Source organism: Nonomuraea sp. bgisy101 (genome assembly GCF_057708945.1).
The window spans coordinates 1-21,747 of sequence record NZ_JBYITD010000063.1 but is presented as its reverse complement, the minus strand read 5'-3'; the positions used below and the strand labels follow the sequence as shown (position 1 = coordinate 21,747).

Below are 21,747 nucleotides of genomic sequence, written 5' to 3'. Positions count from 1 at the left end.
GTTTCCTCCGTATGGATCTTGCTAAATGGTGTTACGGGACCGCGGTGAAGTTGCGGCAATCCCCGGTCTTACTCGCCCGCCTCCGCGCGCTTGGCGCGAAGGGCGTCGGCCAGCTGAGCCATGTTGGTGGGCAGCGCGGCGAACACGGCGGCAGCAGCGGACTGCTTCGCCTTCATCGCGCCGGCCAGCTTCGCGAGGAGAACCTCGCGGGACTCGAGGTCAGCGAGCTTGGTGATCTCGGCAGCATCGAGGGCCTTGCCCTCCATGAAGCCGCCCTTGATCACCAGAAGGGGATTGGCCTTGGCGAAGTCACGCAGACCCTTGGCGGCCTCGACCACGTCGCCCGTCACGAAGGCGACGGCCGTCGGGCCGACCAGCAGCGAGTCGAGACCCGTCACGCCGGCCTCGTTGGCCGCGATCTTGGTCAGGGTGTTCTTCGCCACGGCGAACTTCGCGTTCCCACCGAGCGACTTACGCAGCTCCTTGAGCTGTGCGACGGTGAGACCGCGGTACTCGGTCAGAACGGCGGCGCTGCTGCCCTCGAACTCGCTCTTGAGCTCGGCAACCGCTGTCGCCTTATCCGCCCTCGCCATGGGCCTCCTTCCAGATGTGCCGCCGGCGAAGGCCTCTGAACATGAAACAAGCCCCGGCGCAGGCGCACGGGGCTCCATCCATGTGAAGATCACACGGAAGAACTTCGCATCTCACCTACGCGGGTCGTCCACGCTGTGTGGATCCTTCGGTCACCGGGCCTTGAGGCACCCAGCGACGACCGGCGGTCTTTGGCAAGCATCAGAATAGGGGGCGATCCGTCAAGATGCCAAATCGCCCCCTGCCGGGATCAGTTCCTGGGAAGGTCACCCACCTGGTCGGCGGGCGGCGCGGCGATGGAGACCGGCTCGTTGAAGCCCTTGAAGAACAGGTTGGCGTTGAACTTCCCGCCCTTCTCCTCACCGGACATGGTGAGCTTGCGCGGCAGTCCGTCCGAGCCGACCCAGATGTCGAAGGTGACGTTCTGGAGCTCGGCGAGGTGCTCCTTGGCCTGTGCCTGCTCCTCGGCGGGCAGCTGTGCCACGGCCGTGTCCACCGGGAACGTGCCGCCGTAGTGGGTGGTGTCGACACCGCTCATGCTCTCGGTGCCGACCTGCTTGACGTTCTGCGAGGCGGTGACGAGCTTGGTGACGTTCGCCAGGTCGAACCGCTGGACCTGGTCGAGGAACTGCTTGGACTCCGCGCCTCCCTCGCTCACCGGGATCTTGATCCACGGCTTGGTGGCGCCCAGCACCTTGTTCAGCGTCTCGACCTTCACATAGACGTTGTCGCCCTGCAGAACGGCGCGCGCGCCGCCCGGAAGGCTCTGCCCGCCGAAGTTGGCGGTGTCGAGCGTCAGGTCGGCGGCAAGCTGCGGCTTGCTCTGGTAGACCATGCGCCCCTGAACCTTGCCGGTACCCTCCTGCGGATGGGTCACGTCGACCACGCCGTCGACGGTGTAGCTGGTGACTTCCTGCGTCTTCTGCGCGGCCTGCTCCAGGACCTCGGCGGCGGCCAGCTTGGCCTGAATGGGCACCGCACCTGACGCGGTCGATCCGGTCGATCCACAACCCGCGACCGCGACGAGGGCGGCGGCGCCCGTCGCGGCGACGGCGAGAGTAATCCTGCGCTTCAGCATGCTTTCGACACTACGTCTCCGATTCACGCTTTTCGGCTTCCCTGGACCAACTCAGGGAAACTCCAGGGTCATCCCTGAGCCCCGTGTTTCCAGGCGATCCGGCGCCTGAGCCAGGTACGTGATCTCGGGCGATCCCTGCCTGCCCGCTCACGAGGATCCGCGCCACTCCGCTCAAAACGACCAGCCTGTACGGCAAGCCCCCACCAAGCGCCACCCTCGGCACGTGGCCGGCGTCTGTCCAGGGATACGCCTCACCGAGCGCACGTGGCCGGCCGCCGTCACGGAACGTCCGGTCGTCCGTTGCGGCGGGAAGCGGCGGGTCACGAGAAGCGTCCCCTGGACGGACGGCCACCACGGGACCACGGAGGCGCCCGACCCGGCATGCCGTAAAGAACGAAGAGTCCCGGCAGAACGAAAGACCCCGGCGGGACAACAAAGACCCCGGCGGGACAAGGAATCCCGACAGGACGAAAGACCCCGGCAGGAGGAAGAATCCCCGAGAGGATGAAAGAGCCCCCGGGGGAACGCGGAAGGCCCCCGCAGGAGTCCTGCGGGGGCCTTCACGGGCGTGGAAGGGATCAGCCCTCGAGCTCGGCGGTCAGCGCGCGAGTCAGGTTGGGGTCGACCGGGACGCCGGGGCCCATCGTGGTGGAGAAGGTGACCTTCTTCAGGTAGCGCCCCTTGGCCGCGGACGGCTTGAGACGCAGCACCTCGTCAAGGGCGGCGGCGTAGTTCTCGATGAGCTGGCGGTCATCGAACGACGTCTTGCCGATGATGAAGTGGAGGTTCGCCTGACGGTCGGTACGGAACTCGATCTTTCCGCCCTTGATGTCGGTCACGGCCTTGGCCACGTCCGGCGTCACGGTGCCAGTCTTCGGGTTCGGCATCAGACCACGCGGGCCGAGGACGCGGCCCAGGCGGCCGACCTTGCCCATCAGGTCGGGGGTGGCGACGACGGCGTCGAACTCGTTCAGGCGGTTGCCCTTGGCGATGTCGTCGATCAGCTCGTCGGCTCCGACGATGTCGGCGCCGGCCTCGCGGGCAGCCTCGGCACGGTCACCGGTCGCGAAGACCAGGACCCGGGCGGTCTTACCGGTGCCGTGCGGGAGGTTGACCGTGCCGCGCACGATCTGGTCGGCCTTGCGAGGGTCGACACCCAGCCGCAGCGCCACCTCAACGGTGGCGTCGAACTTGGTGGTGGTGGTGGCCTTGGCCAGCTTCGCGGCCTCGGCGGGGCTGTAGAGCTTCTCGCGGTCGACCTGGGCCGACGCGTTCTTGTGCGCCTTGCTGCGCTTCACTTCGGGTCTCCTTGGTGGAGTCTGTGGTCGCGGGCCAGCGCGTGGCCCTCCCACGGGTGGAACAGGACGGTCTTACTCAGCGACGGTGATGCCCATCGACCGGGCGGTGCCGGCGATGATCTTCTCGGCGGCCTCGATGTCGTTGGCGTTGAGGTCGGGCATCTTGGTCTCGGCGATGCTGCGCAGCTGCTCGCGGCTCAGCTTGCCGACCTTGTCCTTGTGGGGGACCGCAGAGCCCTTGTCGAGGCCGAGCGCCTTCTTGATCAGCTCAGGCGCCGGGGGCGTCTTCGTGATGAAGGTGAAGCTGCGGTCCTCGAAAATGGTGATCTCAACGGGGATGATGTTGCCCCGCTGGGCTTCGGTGGCAGCGTTGTACTGCTTCACGAAGTCCATGATGTTGACGCCGTGCGGACCGAGGGCGGTACCGACCGGCGGGGCGGGCGTGGCCTGGCCAGCGGGAAGCTGGACCTTGACCAGTGCCGCGATCTTCTTCTTCGGAGGCATGTGTCCTTCTCCGGGTCCTGATCGTGGTGCCGTCCGCTCGCGGGTGCGGGCGGACATGTCGGAAGGCCGCCCTTCGCGAGGGACGGCCTGCCGAACGTCATGTCGACGGAAAACGTGTGACGGATCTCCGGCGGCTAGCGCACAGCCGGGGTCACGCGTTCCTCGTCAAGTGTATGCGAGCCTGTCAGATCTTAGAGACCTGGTTGAACGACAGCTCGACGGGGGTCTCGCGACCGAAGATCGATACCAGCACCTTGAGCTTCTGCGACTCGGGGCTGATCTCGCTGACCGAGGCGGGCAGCGTGGCGAACGGGCCGTCCATGACGGTGACCGACTCGCCGATCTCGAACTCGACCGTGGGGCCCGTGGCGGTCTTGGCGGTGGCCTTCTTGGCCTCCTCCGTCGGCTCGGGCGCCAGCAGCTTGGCGACCTCGTCGAGGCTGAGCGGGCTCGGCTTGTTGGACAGGCCGACGAAGCCGGTCACGCCGGGCGTGTTGCGCACGGCGGCCCAGGACTCGTCGGTGAGGTCCATGCGCACGAGCACGTAGCCGGGCAGCACACGCTCCTTGACCGGGACCTTCTTGCCGCTCTTGAACTCCTGGACGGTGTGCGTGGGCACCTCGACCTGGAAGATGTAGTCCTCCATGTTGAGCGACACGTTGCGGCTCTCGATGTTGGACTTCACGCGGTTCTCGTAGCCGGCGTAGGAGTGGATGACGTACCACTCGCCGAGCTGGCCGCGCAGCGAGCGCTTGAACTCCTCGACAGGATCGACGTCTTCCTCGACCTCGGCCGCCTCGTCGACGGTCACCGGAGCCTCTTCGGACTCCTCGGTCTCCTCGACCTCGTCGTCGTCGGCGTCCTCGGCCTCATCGAACTCGGTCTCCTCGACCTCGTCGATGGCCTCCTCAGCGGAGACGTCGTCGTCCCACTCCTCGCGAGGGGTGTCTGAAGTCTCGGACACGGTGACTTTTCCTCTTTCGTCGAATCGAATGGTGCCCTGTCAGGCGTCGGGTCAGCTGCCGCCGAAGATCCGCAGGACGCCCTCCGTGAACAGGGCGTCAAGCCCCGACACGATCGCAACCATGATCAGAACGAATACCAGAACGACCGTGGTGTAGGTGATGAGATCCTTACGCGTCGGCCAGATGACCTTGCGCAGCTCGTTGACGACCTGCCGATAGAAAAGGGCGGGTGAAGTGCGCTTCTGCTTCTTCTCACCGCTCGGCTTGCCTGCGGTCTCGCTGTGCGTGTCGATCGCCACAGTCCTCACCTGATCTGTCGTATCCAACGCAGTTGCGCGGCGCGCTTGCACGCCTTGCTGCGCGGACCGCACTCAGCAGGGCAAGAGGGACTCGAACCCCCAACCGCCGGTTTTGGAGACCGGAGCGCTACCAATTGCGCCATTGCCCTATGTCGTCAACCACACTACAACGATTGACTGCCTGCCCGGACCGATCGCCACATCGACATGCGGCGGCAGGACCATGCGAAAGTGTACGGGGGAATGACCGCTACGTCGAACCAGACACGATCGCCCAGGTAGCGGCCTTCTGCCCGCACTACGATGGTCGTCATGTCCAGCCGCATCTCCGCACGCGTTTCCGCGATCTCAGAGTCCGCCACGCTGGCCGTCGACGCCAAGGCGAAGGCCATGAAGGCGGCAGGCCGCCCGGTCATCGGCTTCGGCGCGGGCGAGCCCGACTTCCCCACGCCCGGCTACATCGTCGACGCGGCGATCGAGGCGGCGCGCGATCCGCGGTTCCACAAGTACACGCCGGCAGGGGGCCTGCCCGAGCTGAGGCAGGCGATCGCCGCCAAGACCCTGCGCGACTCCGGCTACGAGGTCGACGCCTCGAGAGTCCTGGTGACCAACGGCGGCAAGCAGGCCGTCTACCAGGCGTTCGCCACGCTCCTCGACCCGGGTGACGAGGTGCTGGTCGTCGCGCCGTACTGGACCACCTACCCGGAGGCGATCAAGCTGGCCGGCGGCGTGCAGGTCGACGTCGTCACCGACGAGACGAGCGGCTATCTGGCCACGGTCGAGCAGCTGGAGGCGGCACGCACCGAGCGGACGAAGGTGCTGCTGTTCGTCTCGCCGTCCAACCCGACCGGCGCGGTCTACTCGCGCGAGCAGGTGGAGGCCATCGGCCGCTGGGCGGCCGAGCACGACCTGTGGGTCGTCACCGACGAGATCTACGAGCACCTCGTGTACGGCGACACCGAGTTCACCAGCATCGCCACTGCAGTCCCCGAGCTCGGCGACAAGGTCGTCATCCTGAACGGCGTCGCCAAGACCTACGCGATGACGGGCTGGCGGGTCGGCTGGCTGATCGGCCCGCCCGACGTGGTGAAGGCCGCGACGAACCTGCAGTCCCACGCCACCTCCAACGTCGCCAACGTCTCGCAGATCGCCGCGCTGGCCGCCGTGTCCGGCGACCTGTCGGCGGTGGCCGAGATGCGCGAGGCGTTCGACCGGCGGCGCAAGACCATGGTGAGGATGCTCAACGACATCCCCGGCGTGCTCTGCCCCGAGCCTCTGGGCGCCTTCTACGTCTACCCGTCGGTCAAGGCGCTGCTCGGCAAGGAGATCAGGGGCAGGCGCCCGCAGACGTCCGCCGAGCTGGCCGAGCTGATCCTGGAGGAGGCGGAGGTCGCCGTCGTCCCCGGCGAGGCTTTCGGCACTCCTGGCTACTTCCGCCTGTCCTACGCGCTGGGTGACGACGACCTGGTCGAGGGCGTCAGCCGCCTGCAGAAGCTGCTGGCCGAGGCGAGCTGAGTCACGGGAGGGGCGGCCCGTCCCTCCCGTGATCACCACACGTCGAGCTGCGGGAACCCGTCCTCGCCGTTGCCGCCGCCGAACACCGCCACGCCTGGCCGTTCCAGCCACATGGCGTAGGTGGAGCCGCCGCGTGACCAGGTGACGGCGGGTCTGCCGCGCAGAACGGCGGGCTCGGCGCCCTCCACCATGCCGTCCAGCGCCCCGACCCCGCACACCACGCCCACCGACAGGCGGTCCGAGGTGCCCGGTCTGGTCCAGGTGTAGCCGTAGACCCGTCCCTTCGTGACGATCCCGTCGAAGGCGGAGAACGACGCGCCCAACGGGTACGACTCCGTCAAGGGCGTCTCCTCGGAGCGCCCCGCGACCTGGACGCCCCGCACGGCCTGCCGTCCCGGCAGCGCCTCCCCCGATGGCGGCAGGGTGGCCGATCGCCCGTCGCAGGCGGTCCCGTTGACCGGCTCCATGCTCGGGTCGCGCTCAGGCATGCGCGGCACGGACCCGGTCCGCGGCACCCGCAGGCCCTTCATCGCCCGGTCGATGTCGCGGCTCGCGGTCACGACGACGGCTAGTCCCTCGTCGACCCGCCACACCTCGCGCCTGCCTCCCGGCACGACCGCGCGGATCCTGTCTCCAGGGCCCACCCGCGCGGTGCCTGCCACGCGCACGCCGAGCCGCCCCTCTACCCAGTCCTCCGTGTCGAGGCGGCCCCGGTGGACCTCGACGCGGAGCTCGTCGCCTCCCGCACGCCACAACCCCGTGGTGGAGGTCGAGTACTCGGCGAGGCCCGCCGTGGTGGACACGCGCGTCATGCCGAGGGGGTCGATCCTGATCCCGTCCACCTCGCGCTCGCCCTGTCGCTCCACGCCTGCCACGCGGATGCCCTTCGCCACCGCCATGAGGTCGTTGGCCAGGTCGTCGCTCACGTGGACGCGGACGCCGTAGCCCGGTCTGACCGTCCACAGCGACATCCGGCCCTTGGGGGCGCCGCCGGCGCCCACGACCCTGCCCGTGAGCGCGCGATGCCCGTCCACGATCGTCCCGGTCAGGTCCAGGAAGCGCTCGTCGGTGCCCCACGACACCTCGGACAGGCGCTTCACGGTGCGTGCCCGCTCTCCCCTGACCACCTCGATCGAGATCCAGCTGCCCGCCCTGTTCCACCACCTGCCGAGACCGTCGAGACCGCCGTCCGCGCCCGCCGAGAACCCCGGTGGCAGGTGGGTGACCGTGAGGCCCTCGAAGCTCGCAGGGAGATCACGCGAGGCCGGGACGGGGCTGATTCCTTCGGTGATGCGGTCGATCTCGGGCTCCAGGTTGTCGCTCACCTTCAGGACGAACCCGAGCCCCGGCTCCTGCAGCCACAGCCGTCCATGGCCGACCATCAGGCTTCCCTGCCCGTCCCTGTAGCCCGGCTTCCCGTTGACGGTCGTCCTGATGCCGTCGCCCCAGTCTCCGGCGCTCCAGGCGGCGAGCTCCTTCAGTGAGGCCGCGTGCTGGCCCCTGACGCTGATCAGCGTGACCCGCCTGTCGCCCGCGCCGGTCCACGTCTTCGCCGTCTCCCCGTCGCTCCTCGTCATGACGCCCTCCAGGTGGACGCGGGGCGGAAGGTAGGAGACGCGCATGCCTTCCACGACACCGCCCGCCGGTCCAGTGGGATCGGTCATCAGCAGTTCCTCGGCGATCATGCGCGTCTCGGCGGCGAGGTTCCCGCCGACCGTCACCCTGAGGAGCACGCCCTGCCGTTCGGTCCACACCAGGTCCGTGCCGTCGGCGGAGATCCTGGCCTCCCTGCCCCGCGTGGACGTCCGCCGCCCTCCGGCCATCAGCCCCGGCGTGTCGAGGTCGCCGGTCTCGCCGTACCTGCTGACCCGCACCATGTCGGCGCCCGCGCTCCAGGTCAGCGTGCCCGCCAGCAGCTCGCCTTCGCCCGACCTGCCCTGGACGGGCTCGCCCAGGCCAGGAGGCAGGTGGCGGACCTGGACGTCGTCGAGCGTGCCCGTGGTGCTGGGCGTGGTGGCCACCCGCTGCTCGTCCCTGAGACCCAGCGCCCAGCCGGCCAGCGCCAGCGCGAGCGCGGTCACCACCGCCACGATCCCGTGCCTGGTACGGCGGCGCCGCCGCGAGAGCCGTACCACCTGCTCCACGAGGCCAGGTGCGGCGGCGAGGCGGGCGCTGTCCTCGGCCATCGCCTGCCGCAGCTCGCTCTCAAACATCGCTCGCCACCTCCTCCACGACGATCAGGCCGCGCAGCTTGGCCAGCGCCTTGGCGGCCTGGCTCTTGACCGTGCCGACCGAGCACCCCAGGGTCTCGGCCGTCTGCGCCTCGGTCAGGTCCTCCCAGTAGCGCAGCACCACGACCGCGCGCTGCCTCGGCGGCAGCAGGCGCAACCCGTCGGCGAGGACCTGTCGCAGCTCGACCCCCGAGTCCGCGCCCGCGACCGGCACCTCGGGGAGCGTGCCTGTCGGGATGATGCGCAGGATGGCGCGGCGCCTGGCGCGGTTGATCGCCGTGTTGACGATGATGCGCCTGACGTAGGGCTCGGGGTCGACGTCCTTGCGCAGGCGGTGCCAGTTTCGGTACGCGCGCTCCAGCGCGGTCTGCAGGACGTCCTCCGCGTCCTCGTGCGACCCGCAGGAGAGGTAGGCGAGCCGTAAGAGGCTGGTGCCCCGCGCCGCCACGTAATCGGCGAACGCGGTCACTCGGTGGTCTCCATGTCCCCTGTGTACGTCTGGGCCCGCGAAAGGGTTGCCTCGCCCGGATCAGGCGGGCGACTGGACGGAGGCCGCCAGCGGGATCAGGGACTCCACGAGGGTGTCGCTGACGCGGATCCACGCGCCCGTGCCCGTGCGTTCCAGCCAGACGATCATCATGCCGCCGCTCGGATGGCCGCCGACGACGGCCGGTCTGCCGCGGACCGTGGTCTCGCGGGGCGAGGTGACGGTGGCGCGCCTGCGGTAGGTGTCCCAGTCGGCGGCGACGGTGCCGTGCTCGACCTGGACCTCCACGAACGTGGAGCCCGAGGCGTAGCGGGCCCAGCCACCCTCGACGCCCGGCTCGGGTTCGACGGCGCCGCCGCCCGTGCGGGTGAGCCCCGGCGGCAGGTAGGTGAGCCAGAAGTTGTCGGCGACCACCGTGATGCCGGGGCTGGTCGCCGTCGGGTCCGGCGGGGCGGGGGTGGCGATCGTGGGAGCGGAGGCGGCGTCGACGGACGGCGCGACACGCCCGAAGCCCGAGGAGAAGATGGCGTAGATCGTCAGAACGGTAGCCGCCAGGGCGGCGAGGGCGAGCGCGGCCCGCCGTCCCCCGCCCCGGTCGGCGACTAACTCGTCAGGCGCCATACCTCCTTAGTGCCCACCATCTCCATGATGGTCACTTCGAGGCGCGCACGCCTTCGGCGATCTTCTTCAGCTCGGCGGCGACCGCGTCCATGCCGATCTTCTCGGCTCTCTCCGGGTTCATCGCCACCTCGACGGCCAGGTCGTCGGTGAGCCTGAAGCCGATGGTCGGCGTGCTGGGCTCCGCGCCCTGCTGAGTACCGAGCCTGCTGTGATCGCCTCCCTCGCTGACGCTCGAGAGGTAGGCCCGCCTGTCCCCGATGTCCACGGTCTGGACGTTCTCGTTCCTGATCGCGGCGTCGACCCGCTCGCCGACCTCGCCCTCGTGGACGAAGACCTGGATGCCGTAGTGGCCGGCGGGCGTGTCGGGCGCGTCGAAGGTCGTGGTGTAGGAGGTGCCGCCGGAGGGGCCTGGCCACTTGTTCGACCACGACCCCCACACCAGGCCGTCCGGCAGGTAGCCGAGCGTGATCCCGCCGAACGCGCGGCCGTCCCCGAGGTCGCCGAGGGCGTTGGGCGGCTTGTCCACCAGATACAGCTTGACGGTGGAGCCCGTCTCCACTTCCACGCCAGGCTTGGGATCCTGGCCGAAGACGTCCTCGTCCCCTGTCGTCTTCTCCCCGACCAGGCCGGCCGCCTGCAGGGCCGCCTGCGCCTCCGCGAACGTCTTGTTCGTCACGTCGGGGACGGCCACCTTGGTCACCACCCGGACGGTCGAGGTGCCGCTGGTCACCCCCGCGGCCTCGGGTCCCGCGGTCGCCGCCAGGTAGACGGGCGCCCCCGCGGCCAGGACGGCGACGGCCAGGGCCGCGCCCGCCGTACGGAACCTGAGGACGTGGACGCGGTGCCTCCTGCGGACGCCGCCGCCCAGCGTGGGCGGCGCCTCGACCTCGGCCACGCTCGCGGCCATGGCGTCCGTCAGGGCCTCCTCCACCTTCATACGAGCACTCCTTCCTTGATGTTCTGGCGGATTCTGGCGAGCCCCCGCGCCGCCTGACTCTTGACCGTGCCGAGCGAGCAGCCGAGCAGCTGGGCCGTCGCGTGCTCGCTCATGTCCTCCCAGTAGCGCAGCACCAGGACGGCCCGCATCCGCGCGGGCAGCCTGCGCAGCTCGGCGATGAGCGTGTCGCGCAGATCGAGATCGGGCGTGCTCGCCTCGGTCTCGGGCGGCCTGGAGAACGTGATCTCCTGGATGACCTTGCGGCGGCGGGCGGCGGAGATGGCCGCGTTCACCACGGTCCTGCGCGCGTAGGCGTCGGGGTTGTCGTGCCTGATGCGCGGCCAGTGCCGGTAGACCTTCTCCAGGGCGTGCTGGACGAGGTCCTCCGCGTCGTGCTGCGTCGCGCCGCAGACCAGGATCGCGGTGCGCAGCAAGGACGTGCTCCGGGCGGCGAGGAATTCGTCGAAAGCCGCCTCATCTTCTTCCTTCATCAGCGAGGTCCCCTTTCGCCCCTCCCAACGCGTCAACCCCCCGGCGGGTTGAGTGGCACCATATGGAAATGCCACGTCCCCTCTCCGCGCTGCCCAAGGCCCACCTGCACCTGCACTTCACCGGTTCGATGAGGCATTCGACGCTGATCGAGCTGGCCAGGGAGCAGGGCCTGCACCTGCCCGACGCGCTGGAAGAGGACTGGCCGCCCCAGCTCCACGCGACGGACGAGCGGGGCTGGTTCAGGTTCCAGCGCCTCTACGACATCGCCAGGTCGGTACTGCGCCGCGAGGAGGACATCTACCGACTGGTACGCGAGGCGGCGGAGGACGAGGCGGCGGAGGGTTCGGGCTGGCTGGAGATCCAGGTCGACCCTTCGGGGTTCGCCTCCAGGTTCGGCGGGCTGACCGCGACGCTCGAGCTCATGCTCGACGCCGTCGACAGGGCCGCCGAGGAGACGAGGATCGGCATCGCGACGATCGTGGCGGCCAACAGGACCAGGCACCCGCTCGACGCCAGGACGCTGGCCAGGCTCGCCACCCAGTACCAGGGCAGAGGCGTGGTCGGCTTCGGCCTGTCGAACGACGAGCGGCGCGGACGGGCGCGCGACTTCGACCACGCGTTCAGGATCGCCAAGCGCGCTGACCTGATCGCCGTGCCGCACGGCGGCGAGCTGCTGGGCCCCGAAAGCGTCGAGGAGTGCGTCTACGACCTCGGCGCCGACAGGGTGGGCCACGGCGTGCGGGCGGCCGAGTCGCCGCGGCTGATGGAACGGCTGGCCGACCGGCAGATCTGCTGCGAGGTGTGCCCGACGTCGAACGTGGGGCTCGGCGTGGTCGCCGACGCGTCAGAGGTTCCGCTGCGGCGGCTGTTCGACGCCGGAGTGCCGGTCGCGCTGGGCGCCGACGACCCGCTGCTGTTCGGCGCGCGGCTGCTCGCGCAGTACGAGCTGGCCAGGGAGGTCTACGGGTTCTCCGACGCCGAGCTGGCGGAGCTGGCCAGGCAGTCGATCAGGTCGTCGACCGCTCCTGAGCCGGTGCGCAAGGAACTGCTGCAGGGCGTGGACGACTGGCTGACCTCACCGGAGTGAGGCGGCGATCTCCAACGCCCGCCGCTTGTCCTTCACCCCTTCGAGCCTGATGGCCACCTCGCCGTCGAACCAGACGAGCGTCGGGCCGGCCAGGCGCAGCGGCAGCTCGGTGCCGTCCTTCCTGTCGACACGGCTGAGCGCGTGCTCGCGGTCGATCCACCAGCCTTCGGCGCCGTCGACACGGACGTTGTCGGGCCACGGTTCGCCTAGCTGCTTGACGAAGTAGGGCGCCAGGCCCTCGAACTGGTCGATCCTGACGCCGTCGGGCCAGAACATGGAGACGATCCTGGCGCCGTCGCTGACGGTGACGCGGTCGGGGGCGTCCAGCTCGCCGGGCACCTTCACCGGGAACGTCACCAGTCGCCGGGCGTCGTCGAGGGTGACGTCCCGCTCTCCCGGCAGCGGCACGGGAGACGGGGGCGGCGTGCCGTTCTCTCCGACGCGCAGCTCGATCCCGGCCAGACGCAGGATGTGGACGACGGTCGCCCTGCCCTGCGGGGTGGCCGCGGTGAGCGCGACGACCGCGACCACGACAGCGGCTACCAGCCCCCACCTGGACCTCCCCCACCGTCGCCGCCGAGCCGGCCTGTGATCGCCGCGCGACCCGCCTCCCTCACCGGGAGCAGGCGGGGTCGCGGGCGCGGGCACGGACTCGGGCACGGACTCGGGGGCGGGTTGTTCGAGGCGGGCCCGTACGGCGGCCGCGACGTCGGCGGGCGGCGGAGCGGCGGGCACGTCGAGGAAGTCGGCGAGCGCCACGAGCTCGGCCTCGAGGCCGTCGTCGACCGGCGAGCCCACGCCGTGCTCGTCCTCCGGCGAGCCCAGATCAGGCTTGTCGTCAGGCGAGGTCACGTCCCACCTCCTCCCTCAGCCGGGCCAGACCGCGATGCGTCCTGGACTTGACCGTGCCGACCGGCCAGTCGAGCACCTGCGCCGTCTCCTGTTCCGACAGCTGCAAGAAGTACCGGCAGACCACGGCTTCCCGTTCCCGATCAGGCAGCTCCCGCACCGCGGCCAGCAACCGCGCCCTGCGGTCGTCGGCGATCGCCGTGCCCTCGGGGTCGTCGGGCGCTTGGGCCGGGGTGAGCGCCCCCAGCCGCAGCGTCAGCTCCGACCTGCGCCCGCGGGAACGGGTCAGGTTGTGCGTCTCGTTGGCGACGATCCGCAGCAGCCACGGACGGAACGGCGCGTCCTTCCTGAAGCCACCCAGGTGCCTGAACGCCTTCACGAACGCTTCCTGCACCACGTCCTCGGCCTCGTCGCCCGCGCCCAGCATGGCGGCGGTGCGGTGGGCGAGCGCGCTGTAGCGGGCGACCAGCGCCTCGTAGGCGGCGAGGTCGCCGGCGAGGGAGCGGGCTATCGCCTCGTCGTCGTCCATGGGCAGGAGAGATTCCACCGCATGAACGCGGCTTCCGTCCATAACGTGATTCCCAGTTGTGACCGGGCACTAGACTCGGGCGGACCGGCTTTCCATGGAGGAACGGACTTATGTCATCTGGGTACGACCGCGTGGTCCAACCTGCCGCCGGCGACGAGGCTCTGGAAAACCACCTCGGCGGCGACGAGGCGAAGAACTACCGGCAGTACGAGTTCGACATGGTCGCCCCCCACGTCGGCCGCTCGATGCTCGAGATCGGCTCCGGTCTCGGCCACTTCGCCGAGCAGTTCCTGCCGCGCCTCGACCGGCTCGTGGTGAGCGACTTCGACCCCTACTGCGTCGAGCAGCTGCGCAAGCGCTTCGCCGACCGCTCCGAGATCGACGTGCTGCACTTCGCGCTCCCGGACGCCGTTCCGATGGAGGACAAGGTCGACACCGTCGTGATGATGAACGTCCTCGAGCACATCGAGGAGGACGCCGAGGCGCTGCGCTCGCTGGCCCGCGTCGTCAAGCCGGGCGGCCGGATCATCATCTGGGTGCCGGGCTACATGCAGCTCTACGGAGACTTCGACAAGAAGGTCGGCCACGTCCAGCGCTACACGCCGAAGACGCTGCGCAGCTCGGTCGCCAAGGCGGGGCTCGACATCGACGTGCTCAAGCCGATCAACTTCCTGGGCGGCATCGCCTGGTGGGCGGCCGTCCGCCGCGGCGGCGTCGGCTACCCCGACCCGCGCCTGGTCAAGATCTACGACAGGACCGTGGTGCCCGCGACCCGCCTGATCGAGCGCTTCATCCGCCCGCCCTTCGGGCAGACGGTCTTCTGCGTCGCCCGCGTCCCCTCCTGACCTTCGCCGGATTCCGCGCGACGGAGCCCCTCTGCTTCTGCTTCTGCGTCTGCGAAGCGCGTCTGCTTCTCCACCGCGAGGCCTGCTTCTGTACAGCGAGTTCGCGTCTGTACGGCAAGCCACGCCACGGCCACCGGGGTCACTCGGTGGCCGTCCGTCTCACGCGTGCGCCGGCAGGACTCCGGCCGGTCGCCGTCACGTCGCCCGGTCCACGGTGTGGCGTGCGGGCGCGGGCGGCTCGTCTGAGGCCCAGGCCCACCTTCTCGACGCCGGACTCCGCGCTCCCCTGGAACCGAAGCCGCCACGCCGGCTCCTTCGCCCCGAAGCCGCCACGCCGGCGACCCCCGCGTCTGCCGCCCCTGCCCCGCACGCTCGTCGAGCGTCTCCCTGGAGGGACGCCGGCCCCGCGCGGAGGGTGGGCTTCACCCCGCATGCCGTACGGACCTCGCTGACAGCCGCACGCCACCGCCTCGGCCGGTCCCGAGATCGGGGTGGGCTTCGCGCCGCTCGCCGGGCGGAGAACGCGTGCACGCCGCGCGGCGGGAGAGGGCACGCGAGATCGGGGGGTGGTCAGGGGTAGGGGGTGGGATCAGAATCCGAAGAAAGCGGTAAACGGAGATGGGCGGCCGTTATGACCGAGTACGCGCAGGCGCGAGAGGTCGCGGAGCAGGCCAGGCAGGCCGAGTGGGAGCGGCCGAGCTTCGGCAGGCAGCTGTTCCTCGGGGACTTCAGGCTCGATCTGGTGCATCCGATCCCCGCGCTCGACGAAGCCGCCACCAAGAAGGGCGAGGATTTCGTCCGGGCACTGCGGCGTTTCCTCGACAGCCGGGTGGATCCCGCGGAGATCGAGCGGACGGCGGTGGTGCCCGACCAGGTGATCAGGGGGCTGGCGACCCTCGGCGCGTTCGGGATCACGATCGAGGAGGAGTACGGCGGCCTGGGCCTGTCCCACCTCTACTACAGCCGCGCGCTCATGCTCGTCGGCTCCTACTCTCCGGCGCTGTCGGCGCTGCTGTCGGCGCACCAGTCGATCGGGGTGCCGCAGCCGCTGCGGCTGTTCGGCACGGAGGAGCAGAAGCGGGAGTCCCTGCCGCGCTGCGCGCGCGGCGAGATCTCGGCGTTCCTGCTGACGGAGCCCGATGTGGGGTCCGATCCTGCGCGGCTGGCGACGACGGCGACGCCCGACGGCGACGAGTACGTGCTCGACGGCGTCAAGCTGTGGACGACGAACGGCGTGCTCGCCGATCTGCTGGTCGTCATGGCGCGGACGGGCGGGAAGATCAGCGCTTTCGTGGTGGAGGCGAGCTCGCCCGGCATCACCGTGCAGCGGCGCAACGCGTTCATGGGTCTGCGCGGCATCGAGAACGGTGTGACCAGGTTCGACGGGGTCCGCGTTCCTGCCGGTAACAGGATCGGCCGTGAGGGCGAAGGGCTGAAGATCGCGCTCACGACGCTGAACACCGGTCGCCTGTCGCTGCCCGCCACCTGCGCGGGCAACGCCAAGTGGGCGGTGAAGGTCGCACGGGAGTGGTGCGGCGCGCGGGTGCAGTGGGGGCGCAGGATCGGCGAGCACGAGGCGGTCGCGACCAAGCTGGCCTTCATCGCGGCCACCGCCTACGCGCTGGAGGCGGTCATGGACCTGTCGAGCAGGCTGGCCGACGACGAGTCGAACGACATCAGGATCGAGGCCGCGCTGGCCAAGCTGTTCGCCACCGAGATGGCGTGGCGGGTGGGTGACGAACTGGTCCAGATCAGGGGCGGGCGCGGTTACGAGACGGCGGAGTCACTGGCCGCGAGGGGCGAGAGGGGGGTGCCGGCCGAGCAGATCCTCAGGGACCTGCGCATCAACCGGATCTTCGAGGGCTCGTCGGAGATCATGCGGTTGCTGATCGCGCGCGAGGCCGTGGACGCGCACCTGTCGGTGGCGGGCGAGCTGATCGACCCTGACGCCTCCCGGCAGGAAAGGGCGAAGGCGTTGCGGCGCGCCGGCGCCTTCTACGCCAGGTGGCTGCCCGGCCTGGTGGTGGGCCACGGCACGCTGCCCGTCTCCTACGCCGACTTCGGCCCGCTGGCCCATCATCTGCGGCAGGTGGAGCGCAGTAGCCGCAAGCTGGCCAGGTCGACCTTCTACGCGATGTCGAGGTGGCAGGGCGGTCTGGAGCACAAGCAGGCCTTCCTCGGCAGGGTCGTCGACATCGGCGCCGAGCTGTTCGCGATGACCGCGGTCTGCGTGCGGGCGGACGAGGACTCGCGGGATCTCGGCCGCCGCCCTGTGGAACTGGCGGACGCGTTCTGCCGTCAGGCGGCCGACAGGGTCGACGCGCTGTTCGACCGGCTGTGGCGAAACACCGACGCGCAGGACGCCAGGGTGGCCCGGTATCTGCTCGACGGCCGGTACACCTTCCTCGAGGAAGGGGTGCTCGATCCGTCCATCGACGGCCCGTTGATCGCCTCGCCATCAGGTGACGAGGACGTCCGGCGGCATCTCGGTGCTTGATATGTGATGTCGACGGGCTTGTTTCACTCAAAAATGTGCAGGATGCTCGTCATAACGCCGCACCTGCTCCATCCGGTCTAGACCGGTTGGGGGCGTTCGATGGCCTCGATGTTTTCAAACCGATACCCACCGGTATAGACCGGCTGCGGAACACGGGCTTACTCTGACGCAAACGCGTGGAGCAGTGGTGGCTCGCGCACACCCCAATCCCTGGGCGGTGTCAGGTGGCTGGTACGGACCAGCGCGCCCGTCCGACGAGAAGGCGGTATCTACGGTGAACATCAAGCTTGTGGGCGGCGCCGCTCTCGGCCTTGCCACCATGCTGGTCCTGTCCGCGTGCGGGGGCGGCTCCCAGCCCGCGACGGGCGGCGACTCCACAGGACAGGCCGACGGCCCGGTCACGCTGAAGATGGTCGCGGCCGACTACGGCGACAACCCGACGGCCGACAACGCCGGCACGAAGTTCTGGAAGTCGGTCGTCGACGGGTTCCAGGCGGCCAACCCCAACATCAAGGTCGACGTCCAGGTCATCTCCTGGAACGACATCGACAAGCAGGTCGCCACCATGGTCCAGAACGGCCAGGCGCCCGACATCCTGCAGACCGGCGACTACTCCGGCTTCGTCAAGGACCAGCTGCTCTACAAGACCGACGAGGTCCTCTCGCCGGAAGTGTCGAAGGACATGCTCACCAAGTTCGCCGACTTCGGGAAGGTCGACGGCACCGCGTACGGCATCCCGTTCGTCTCCTCGGCTCGGGCGCTCTTCTACAACAAGGAGCTGTTCGAGAAGGCCGGCATCGCCGAGCCGCCGAAGACGTGGGACGAGCTCAAGGCCGCCGCGGAGAAGCTGAAGGCCGCCGGCGTCAGCCAGCCGTTCGGCCTCCCGCTGGGCCAGGAGGAGGCGCAGGCCGAGTCCTTCCTGTGGATGCTGGGCAACGGCGGCGGCTACACCGACGCCTCCGGCAAGTGGACGGTCAACTCCCCGGCGAACGTCGAGGCCTTCCAGTACGTCAAGGGCCTGGTCGACGCGGGCCTCACCACCCCCAACCCGGGCACCAAGGACCGTAAGACGGTCTGGGAGGACTTCGCCGCCGGCAAGGTCGGCATGGTCAACGGCGGCCCCATGTCCATCCCGATCTTCGACAAGGGCGCCGTGAGCGGCAAGTACGCCGTCGCCCCGATCGCCGGCAAGACCGGTCCGCTCGACACCACCCTGGGCGTCATGGACTGGATCATGGCGTTCAACAAGAACGGCCACGCCGCCGAGATCAAGAAGTTCTTCGACTTCTTCTACACCGGTGACGCCACCCAGAAGATCGTCGACAACTACAAGCTGCTGCCCGTCACCAACGGCGGCATCCAGAAGCTGTCGGGTGACGAGAAGCTCAAGCCCTTCCTCGACGCGCTGCCCAACGCCAGCTTCTACCCCTTCAAGGACCCCAAGTGGTCCGAGGTGAACACGACGATCAAGCAGACGATCGGCGGGGCCGTCAAGGACGACCCGGCGAAGGTGCTCGGCGACATCCAGAAGGTCGCCGAGGGCAGCTGATCCTCTGGGATCGGTACGGCCGGCGCCTACCGCGCCGGCCGTACCCACATGGAAGGTTCCTTATGAAAAGGTTGCGCGTCCTGGAGCCCCTGGCTTGGGTCGGGCCTGCGGTGGTGCTGATCGCCCTGGTCGTCCTCTGGCCGGTCATCGAGATGGTTCGGACGTCATTCCTGGAGGTCAGCCGGTTCGGCGTCGTCCGGGGCTGGAACGGCACCAAGAACTACGACAAGCTCTTCGCCGAGACCGACTTCTGGCCCGTGATGTTCCGCAGCCTCGTCTGGGTCGTCGCGGTCGTCGGGTTCACCGTGCTCATCTCGCTGGCGCTGGCCCAGCTGTTCAACCAGAGGTTCCCTGGCCGCAAGATCGCCCGGTGGGCGCTCATCGCCCCGTGGGCCGCCTCGGTGCTCATGACGTCGATCATCTTCAAGTGGATGCTCGACCCCGAGGTCGGGATCATCAACCTGATCAGGCGTGACCTCGGGCTGATCCCCGCGATGGGCGGCGCCGACGCCGACCAGCTCGGGCAGGCCGCCACCGCGTTCCCCTGGCTGATCTTCGTGGCGGTGTTCGTGTCCGTGCCGTTCACCACCTACGCGCTGCTGGCCGGTCTGGCCACCATCCCGTCGGACGTCTACGAGGCGGCCAAGATGGACGGCGCCTCCAAGTTCAGGACGTACTGGTCGATCACGCTCCCGCTGCTGCGCCCCGCGCTGACCGTCGCCGCGCTCATCAACGTGATGAACGTCTTCAACAGCTTCCCGATCATCTGGTCGATGACCCACGGCCAGCCCGGCTACTCCACCGCGACCTCGACCATCTTCATGTTCATCCTCAAGGGTTCGAACATCGGCGAGTCGGCCGCGATGTCCGTGGTGAACTTCGGCATGGTGATCATCCTCACCGCCATCTTCCTCAAGATCTCCAAGTGGAAGCAGGAGGTGGCGTGATGGCCCACTCGCGTCCCGTCACGGGCGGCCCCATGCCGTCGGTCAAGAAGGTGGTCGTCGCGGCCTCCGCGTACGTGATCGCGTTCATCTTCCTGTTCCCCTACCTGGTCATGCTGCTCACCGCGCTGCGGCCGCAGAGCAGCCTGCGGGAGGCGGCCTACCTGCCGACGTCGTTCGAGTGGTCGAACCTGCTGAACTTCTGGACCGGCGGCCTGGCCGACAACCTGCTCGTGACGCTGAAGGTGGCGGGCGGCTCGACGCTGCTGGTGCTGGTGGTGGCGCTGCCCGCCGCGTACTACTCGGCCAGGCACAACTTCAGGGGGCGCACGGCGTTCCTGATCCTGGTGCTGATCACCCAGATGTTCCAGCCGACCGCGATGCTGGTCGGCATCTACCGGGAGTTCTTCCAGTTCGGCCTGGTCGACTCGACGTGGTCGCTGATCCTGGTCAACGGCGGGTTCAACCTGGCGTTCGCGGTGTGGATCCTCAACGCCTACTTCGCCTCCATCCCGAGGGAACTGGAGGAGGCGGCGTTCATGGACGGGAACGGGCGCTTCGGCGCGCTGTTCAGGATCACGCTGCCGCTGGCGATGCCCGGCGTGATCACCGCGCTGATCTTCACGTTCATCGCCGCGTGGAACGAGTTCGTTGTCGCGCTGACGCTGACGACCAGCCCGGAGAACCAGCCGCTGACGGTGGCGCTGAACTCCTTCATCGGGCAGTACTCGGTGGACTGGCAGAACCTGTTCGCCGGCTCGGTGATCGCCACCATCCCGGTGATCATCCTGTTCGCCCTGATCGAGCGCAAGGTGGTCGGCGGGCTGACCGCCGGATCCATCAAGTAGGCCCCCTCCCGAGCCGCCGCCCGCCCTACCCTCCGGCGGGCGGCGGCGCCGTCTTCCCTGGGGACTCGTGAGCTCGGCGACGGCAGCCCCGCCCAGCCGGCCGCTTCGGTTCCGGTGACCGGTGAGGCGACCGCCACAGGCACAGAGCAAGGTTCTGTTGTAACCTCTCACTGACGACCGAATGTTGCTCGGTTTCGACCCGGGAGGCACAGTGGCAGAGGCGTACATCGTCGGGGCGGTCCGCACCCCCGTCGGTAAGAAGAAGGGCGGCCTTTCCACCGTCCACCCCACCGACCTGGCCGCGCTCACACTGAAGGAGCTCATCGCCAGGACAGGCGTCGACCCCGCGGCGGTCGAGGACGTCATCATGGGCTGCGTCATGCAGTTCGGCCCCCAGAGCATGGACATCGCCCGCAACGCCTGGCTGAGCGCCGGGCTGCCGGAGACCACGGCGGGCGTCACCATCGACCGCCAGTGCGGCTCGTCGCAGCAGTCGATCCACTTCGCCGCCCAGGGCGTGCTGTCCGGCACCCAGGACCTGGTGGTGGCGGCGGGCGTCGAGTCGATGAGCATCGTCCCGATGGGCTCGTCGATCACGGCCGCGCTGGAGAAGGGCATGCCGTTCCCGTTCGGCGACATGTGGGTCGAGCGGTACGGCAAGCAGGAGATCTCCCAGTTCCGCGGCGCCGAGCTGATGTGCGAGAAATGGGGCCTCACCCGCGAGGAACTGGAGAAGTACGCCTTCGAGTCGCACCAGCGCGCCGCCAAGGCCATCGCGAACGGCTACTTCAAGGACCAGATCGTCGCCGTCAACGGCGTCGAGGACGACGAGGGCCCCCGCGCCGACACCACGCTGGAGAAGATGGCGGGGCTCAAGACGCTGAAGGAAGGCGGTGTGATCACCGCGGCGACCTCGTCGCAGATCTCCGACGGCTCCGGCGCGCTCCTCATCGCCTCGGAGCAGGCCGTACGCGATCACGGTCTGACCCCGAGGGCCCGCATCCACCAGCTCGCCCTCACCGGCGACGACCCCGTCTACATGCTCACCGCGCCCATTCCCGCCACCCAGAAGGCGCTGAAGAAGGCCGGCATGTCGATCGACGACATCGACGTCACCGAGATCAACGAGGCGTTCGCGCCCGTGCCGCTGGCGTGGATGCGCGAGCTGGGCGCCGACCCCGCCAAGGTCAACCCGAACGGCGGCGCGATCGCCCTCGGACACCCCCTGGGAGGCACCGGCGCGATCCTGATGACCAAGCTGCTGCACGAGCTCGAGCGCACCGGCGGCCGGTACGGCCTGCAGACGATGTGCGAGGGCGGCGGCCAGGCCAACGTCACGATCATCGAGCGCCTCTGACAGACCCGCCGGGCCGGCCATGGGGACGCTGGCGGGCTTCCCCTCGCAGTCGTGACCGGCCCGGCGCCCGTCGTCCTCTGCACGCCGCGGGGCGCTCACCCGAGACGGCGCGAACGTCGACCGCCAGGTGTCCCCCGAGACGGCGCGTCCTCGCGCCACCGCCCGCCGGGCCGGAACCGATGGTGTCTCAAGGTCGTGGGGGGGGGGAAGGGGGAAGCGGGGAG

The 21,747-nt window shown here is 69.2% G+C and carries 21 protein-coding genes and 1 tRNA gene; 8 read left to right on the top strand and 14 right to left on the bottom strand.

The genetic code is table 11. The features are described 5' to 3' along the window. Positions 1 to 68: 68 nt before the first annotated feature. The 7 genes from rplJ to AC3EO4_RS53290 all read right to left on the bottom strand — a co-directional run bounded on the left by rplJ (position 69) and on the right by AC3EO4_RS53290 (position 4,884). Entirely contained in the window at positions 69 to 593 is a 525-nt protein-coding gene (gene rplJ / locus AC3EO4_RS53320) for a 50S ribosomal protein L10 (protein ID WP_354913849.1), read from the bottom strand. Between the two features lie 248 nt (positions 594 to 841). After that, entirely contained in the window at positions 842 to 1,669 is an 828-nt protein-coding gene (locus AC3EO4_RS53315; RefSeq protein ID WP_431904126.1) for an SCO4651 family lipoprotein, read from the bottom strand. A 578-nt stretch (positions 1,670 to 2,247) separates the two neighbouring features. Further along, on the bottom strand, positions 2,248 to 2,967 hold the full coding sequence (rplA, locus tag AC3EO4_RS53310) for a 50S ribosomal protein L1 (protein WP_431904123.1): 720 nt from the start codon (positions 2,965 to 2,967) through the stop codon (positions 2,248 to 2,250). 72 nt (positions 2,968 to 3,039) lie between these two features. After that, on the bottom strand, positions 3,040 to 3,471 hold the full coding sequence (gene rplK, locus AC3EO4_RS53305) for a 50S ribosomal protein L11 (RefSeq protein WP_327087736.1): 432 nt from the start codon (positions 3,469 to 3,471) through the stop codon (positions 3,040 to 3,042). A gap of 184 nt (positions 3,472 to 3,655) precedes the next feature. After that, on the bottom strand, positions 3,656 to 4,435 hold the full coding sequence (nusG, locus tag AC3EO4_RS53300; protein WP_379573056.1) for a transcription termination/antitermination protein NusG: 780 nt from the start codon (positions 4,433 to 4,435) through the stop codon (positions 3,656 to 3,658). Positions 4,436 to 4,486: 51 nt separating this feature from the next. Then, the gene (secE, locus tag AC3EO4_RS53295) at positions 4,487 to 4,735 is read right to left on the bottom strand and encodes a preprotein translocase subunit SecE (RefSeq protein WP_183650941.1); all 249 of its coding nucleotides are present in this window, start codon (positions 4,733 to 4,735) and stop codon (positions 4,487 to 4,489) included. A gap of 76 nt (positions 4,736 to 4,811) precedes the next feature. Next, positions 4,812 to 4,884 (bottom strand) — tRNA-Trp (locus tag AC3EO4_RS53290). A 163-nt stretch (positions 4,885 to 5,047) separates the two neighbouring features. On the opposite strand from AC3EO4_RS53290, the gene AC3EO4_RS53285 reads away from it, so the two are divergent. Continuing rightward, positions 5,048 to 6,250 carry a pyridoxal phosphate-dependent aminotransferase gene (locus AC3EO4_RS53285; protein WP_431904118.1) on the top strand — a complete coding sequence of 401 codons (1,203 nt, stop codon included), beginning with the start codon at positions 5,048 to 5,050 and terminating at the stop codon, positions 6,248 to 6,250. Positions 6,251 to 6,282: 32 nt separating this feature from the next. Here AC3EO4_RS53285 and AC3EO4_RS53280 read toward each other — a convergent pair whose 3' ends face one another. The 5 genes from AC3EO4_RS53280 to AC3EO4_RS53260 are packed head-to-tail and all read right to left on the bottom strand — an operon-like array spanning position 6,283 to position 11,017. After that, entirely contained in the window at positions 6,283 to 8,463 is a 2,181-nt protein-coding gene (locus AC3EO4_RS53280) for a hypothetical protein (RefSeq protein ID WP_431904116.1), read from the bottom strand. Next, a complete protein-coding gene (locus AC3EO4_RS53275; protein WP_379573059.1) occupies positions 8,456 to 8,950 on the bottom strand; it encodes a SigE family RNA polymerase sigma factor in 495 nt (164 codons plus the stop codon). Before AC3EO4_RS53275 ends, AC3EO4_RS53280 begins: the two co-directional genes overlap by 8 nt. Positions 8,951 to 9,010: 60 nt before the next feature. After that, positions 9,011 to 9,589, bottom strand: a complete 579-nt coding sequence (locus tag AC3EO4_RS53270; protein ID WP_379573060.1) for a hypothetical protein — start codon at positions 9,587 to 9,589, stop codon at positions 9,011 to 9,013. Between the two features lie 31 nt (positions 9,590 to 9,620). Further along, complete coding sequence (locus tag AC3EO4_RS53265; protein ID WP_431904112.1) at positions 9,621 to 10,526, bottom strand: PASTA domain-containing protein; 906 nt, start codon at positions 10,524 to 10,526, stop codon at positions 9,621 to 9,623. Then, positions 10,523 to 11,017 (bottom strand): SigE family RNA polymerase sigma factor, encoded by a 495-nt coding sequence (locus AC3EO4_RS53260; RefSeq protein WP_431904110.1) that lies wholly within the window; start codon positions 11,015 to 11,017, stop codon positions 10,523 to 10,525. Before AC3EO4_RS53260 ends, AC3EO4_RS53265 begins: the two co-directional genes overlap by 4 nt. A 62-nt stretch (positions 11,018 to 11,079) precedes the next feature. On the opposite strand from AC3EO4_RS53260, the gene AC3EO4_RS53255 reads away from it, so the two are divergent. Further along, positions 11,080 to 12,105 carry an adenosine deaminase gene (locus AC3EO4_RS53255; RefSeq protein WP_431904108.1) on the top strand — a complete coding sequence of 342 codons (1,026 nt, stop codon included), beginning with the start codon at positions 11,080 to 11,082 and terminating at the stop codon, positions 12,103 to 12,105. On the opposite strand, the gene AC3EO4_RS53250 is transcribed toward AC3EO4_RS53255, so the two are convergent. Together AC3EO4_RS53250 and AC3EO4_RS53245 are read right to left on the bottom strand one after the other, a co-directional pair. Continuing rightward, positions 12,094 to 12,957 (bottom strand): hypothetical protein, encoded by an 864-nt coding sequence (locus AC3EO4_RS53250; RefSeq protein ID WP_431904105.1) that lies wholly within the window; start codon positions 12,955 to 12,957, stop codon positions 12,094 to 12,096. The genes AC3EO4_RS53255 and AC3EO4_RS53250 overlap by 12 nt on opposite strands. After that, on the bottom strand, positions 12,944 to 13,501 hold the full coding sequence (locus tag AC3EO4_RS53245) for an RNA polymerase sigma factor (RefSeq protein WP_379573065.1): 558 nt from the start codon (positions 13,499 to 13,501) through the stop codon (positions 12,944 to 12,946). The genes AC3EO4_RS53250 and AC3EO4_RS53245 overlap by 14 nt, the downstream gene beginning before the upstream one ends. 92 nt (positions 13,502 to 13,593) lie before the next feature. On the opposite strand from AC3EO4_RS53245, the gene AC3EO4_RS53240 reads away from it, so the two are divergent. The 6 genes from AC3EO4_RS53240 to AC3EO4_RS53215 all read left to right on the top strand — a co-directional run bounded on the left by AC3EO4_RS53240 (position 13,594) and on the right by AC3EO4_RS53215 (position 21,523). Beyond that, positions 13,594 to 14,328, top strand: a complete 735-nt coding sequence (locus tag AC3EO4_RS53240) for a class I SAM-dependent methyltransferase (RefSeq protein ID WP_379573066.1) — start codon at positions 13,594 to 13,596, stop codon at positions 14,326 to 14,328. A gap of 631 nt (positions 14,329 to 14,959) precedes the next feature. Beyond that, entirely contained in the window at positions 14,960 to 16,825 is a 1,866-nt protein-coding gene (locus AC3EO4_RS53235; RefSeq protein WP_431904101.1) for an acyl-CoA dehydrogenase family protein, read from the top strand. A 274-nt stretch (positions 16,826 to 17,099) separates the two neighbouring features. Continuing rightward, a complete protein-coding gene (locus AC3EO4_RS53230) occupies positions 17,100 to 18,374 on the top strand; it encodes an extracellular solute-binding protein (protein WP_379573068.1) in 1,275 nt (424 codons plus the stop codon). 62 nt (positions 18,375 to 18,436) lie between these two features. Then, entirely contained in the window at positions 18,437 to 19,321 is an 885-nt protein-coding gene (locus AC3EO4_RS53225) for a carbohydrate ABC transporter permease (RefSeq protein ID WP_379573069.1), read from the top strand. Beyond that, complete coding sequence (locus AC3EO4_RS53220; RefSeq protein ID WP_379573070.1) at positions 19,321 to 20,166, top strand: carbohydrate ABC transporter permease; 846 nt, start codon at positions 19,321 to 19,323, stop codon at positions 20,164 to 20,166. Before AC3EO4_RS53225 ends, AC3EO4_RS53220 begins: the two co-directional genes overlap by 1 nt. A gap of 211 nt (positions 20,167 to 20,377) precedes the next feature. After that, the gene (locus tag AC3EO4_RS53215; protein ID WP_431904096.1) at positions 20,378 to 21,523 is read left to right on the top strand and encodes an acetyl-CoA C-acetyltransferase; all 1,146 of its coding nucleotides are present in this window, start codon (positions 20,378 to 20,380) and stop codon (positions 21,521 to 21,523) included. Positions 21,524 to 21,747 lie beyond the last annotated feature (224 nt).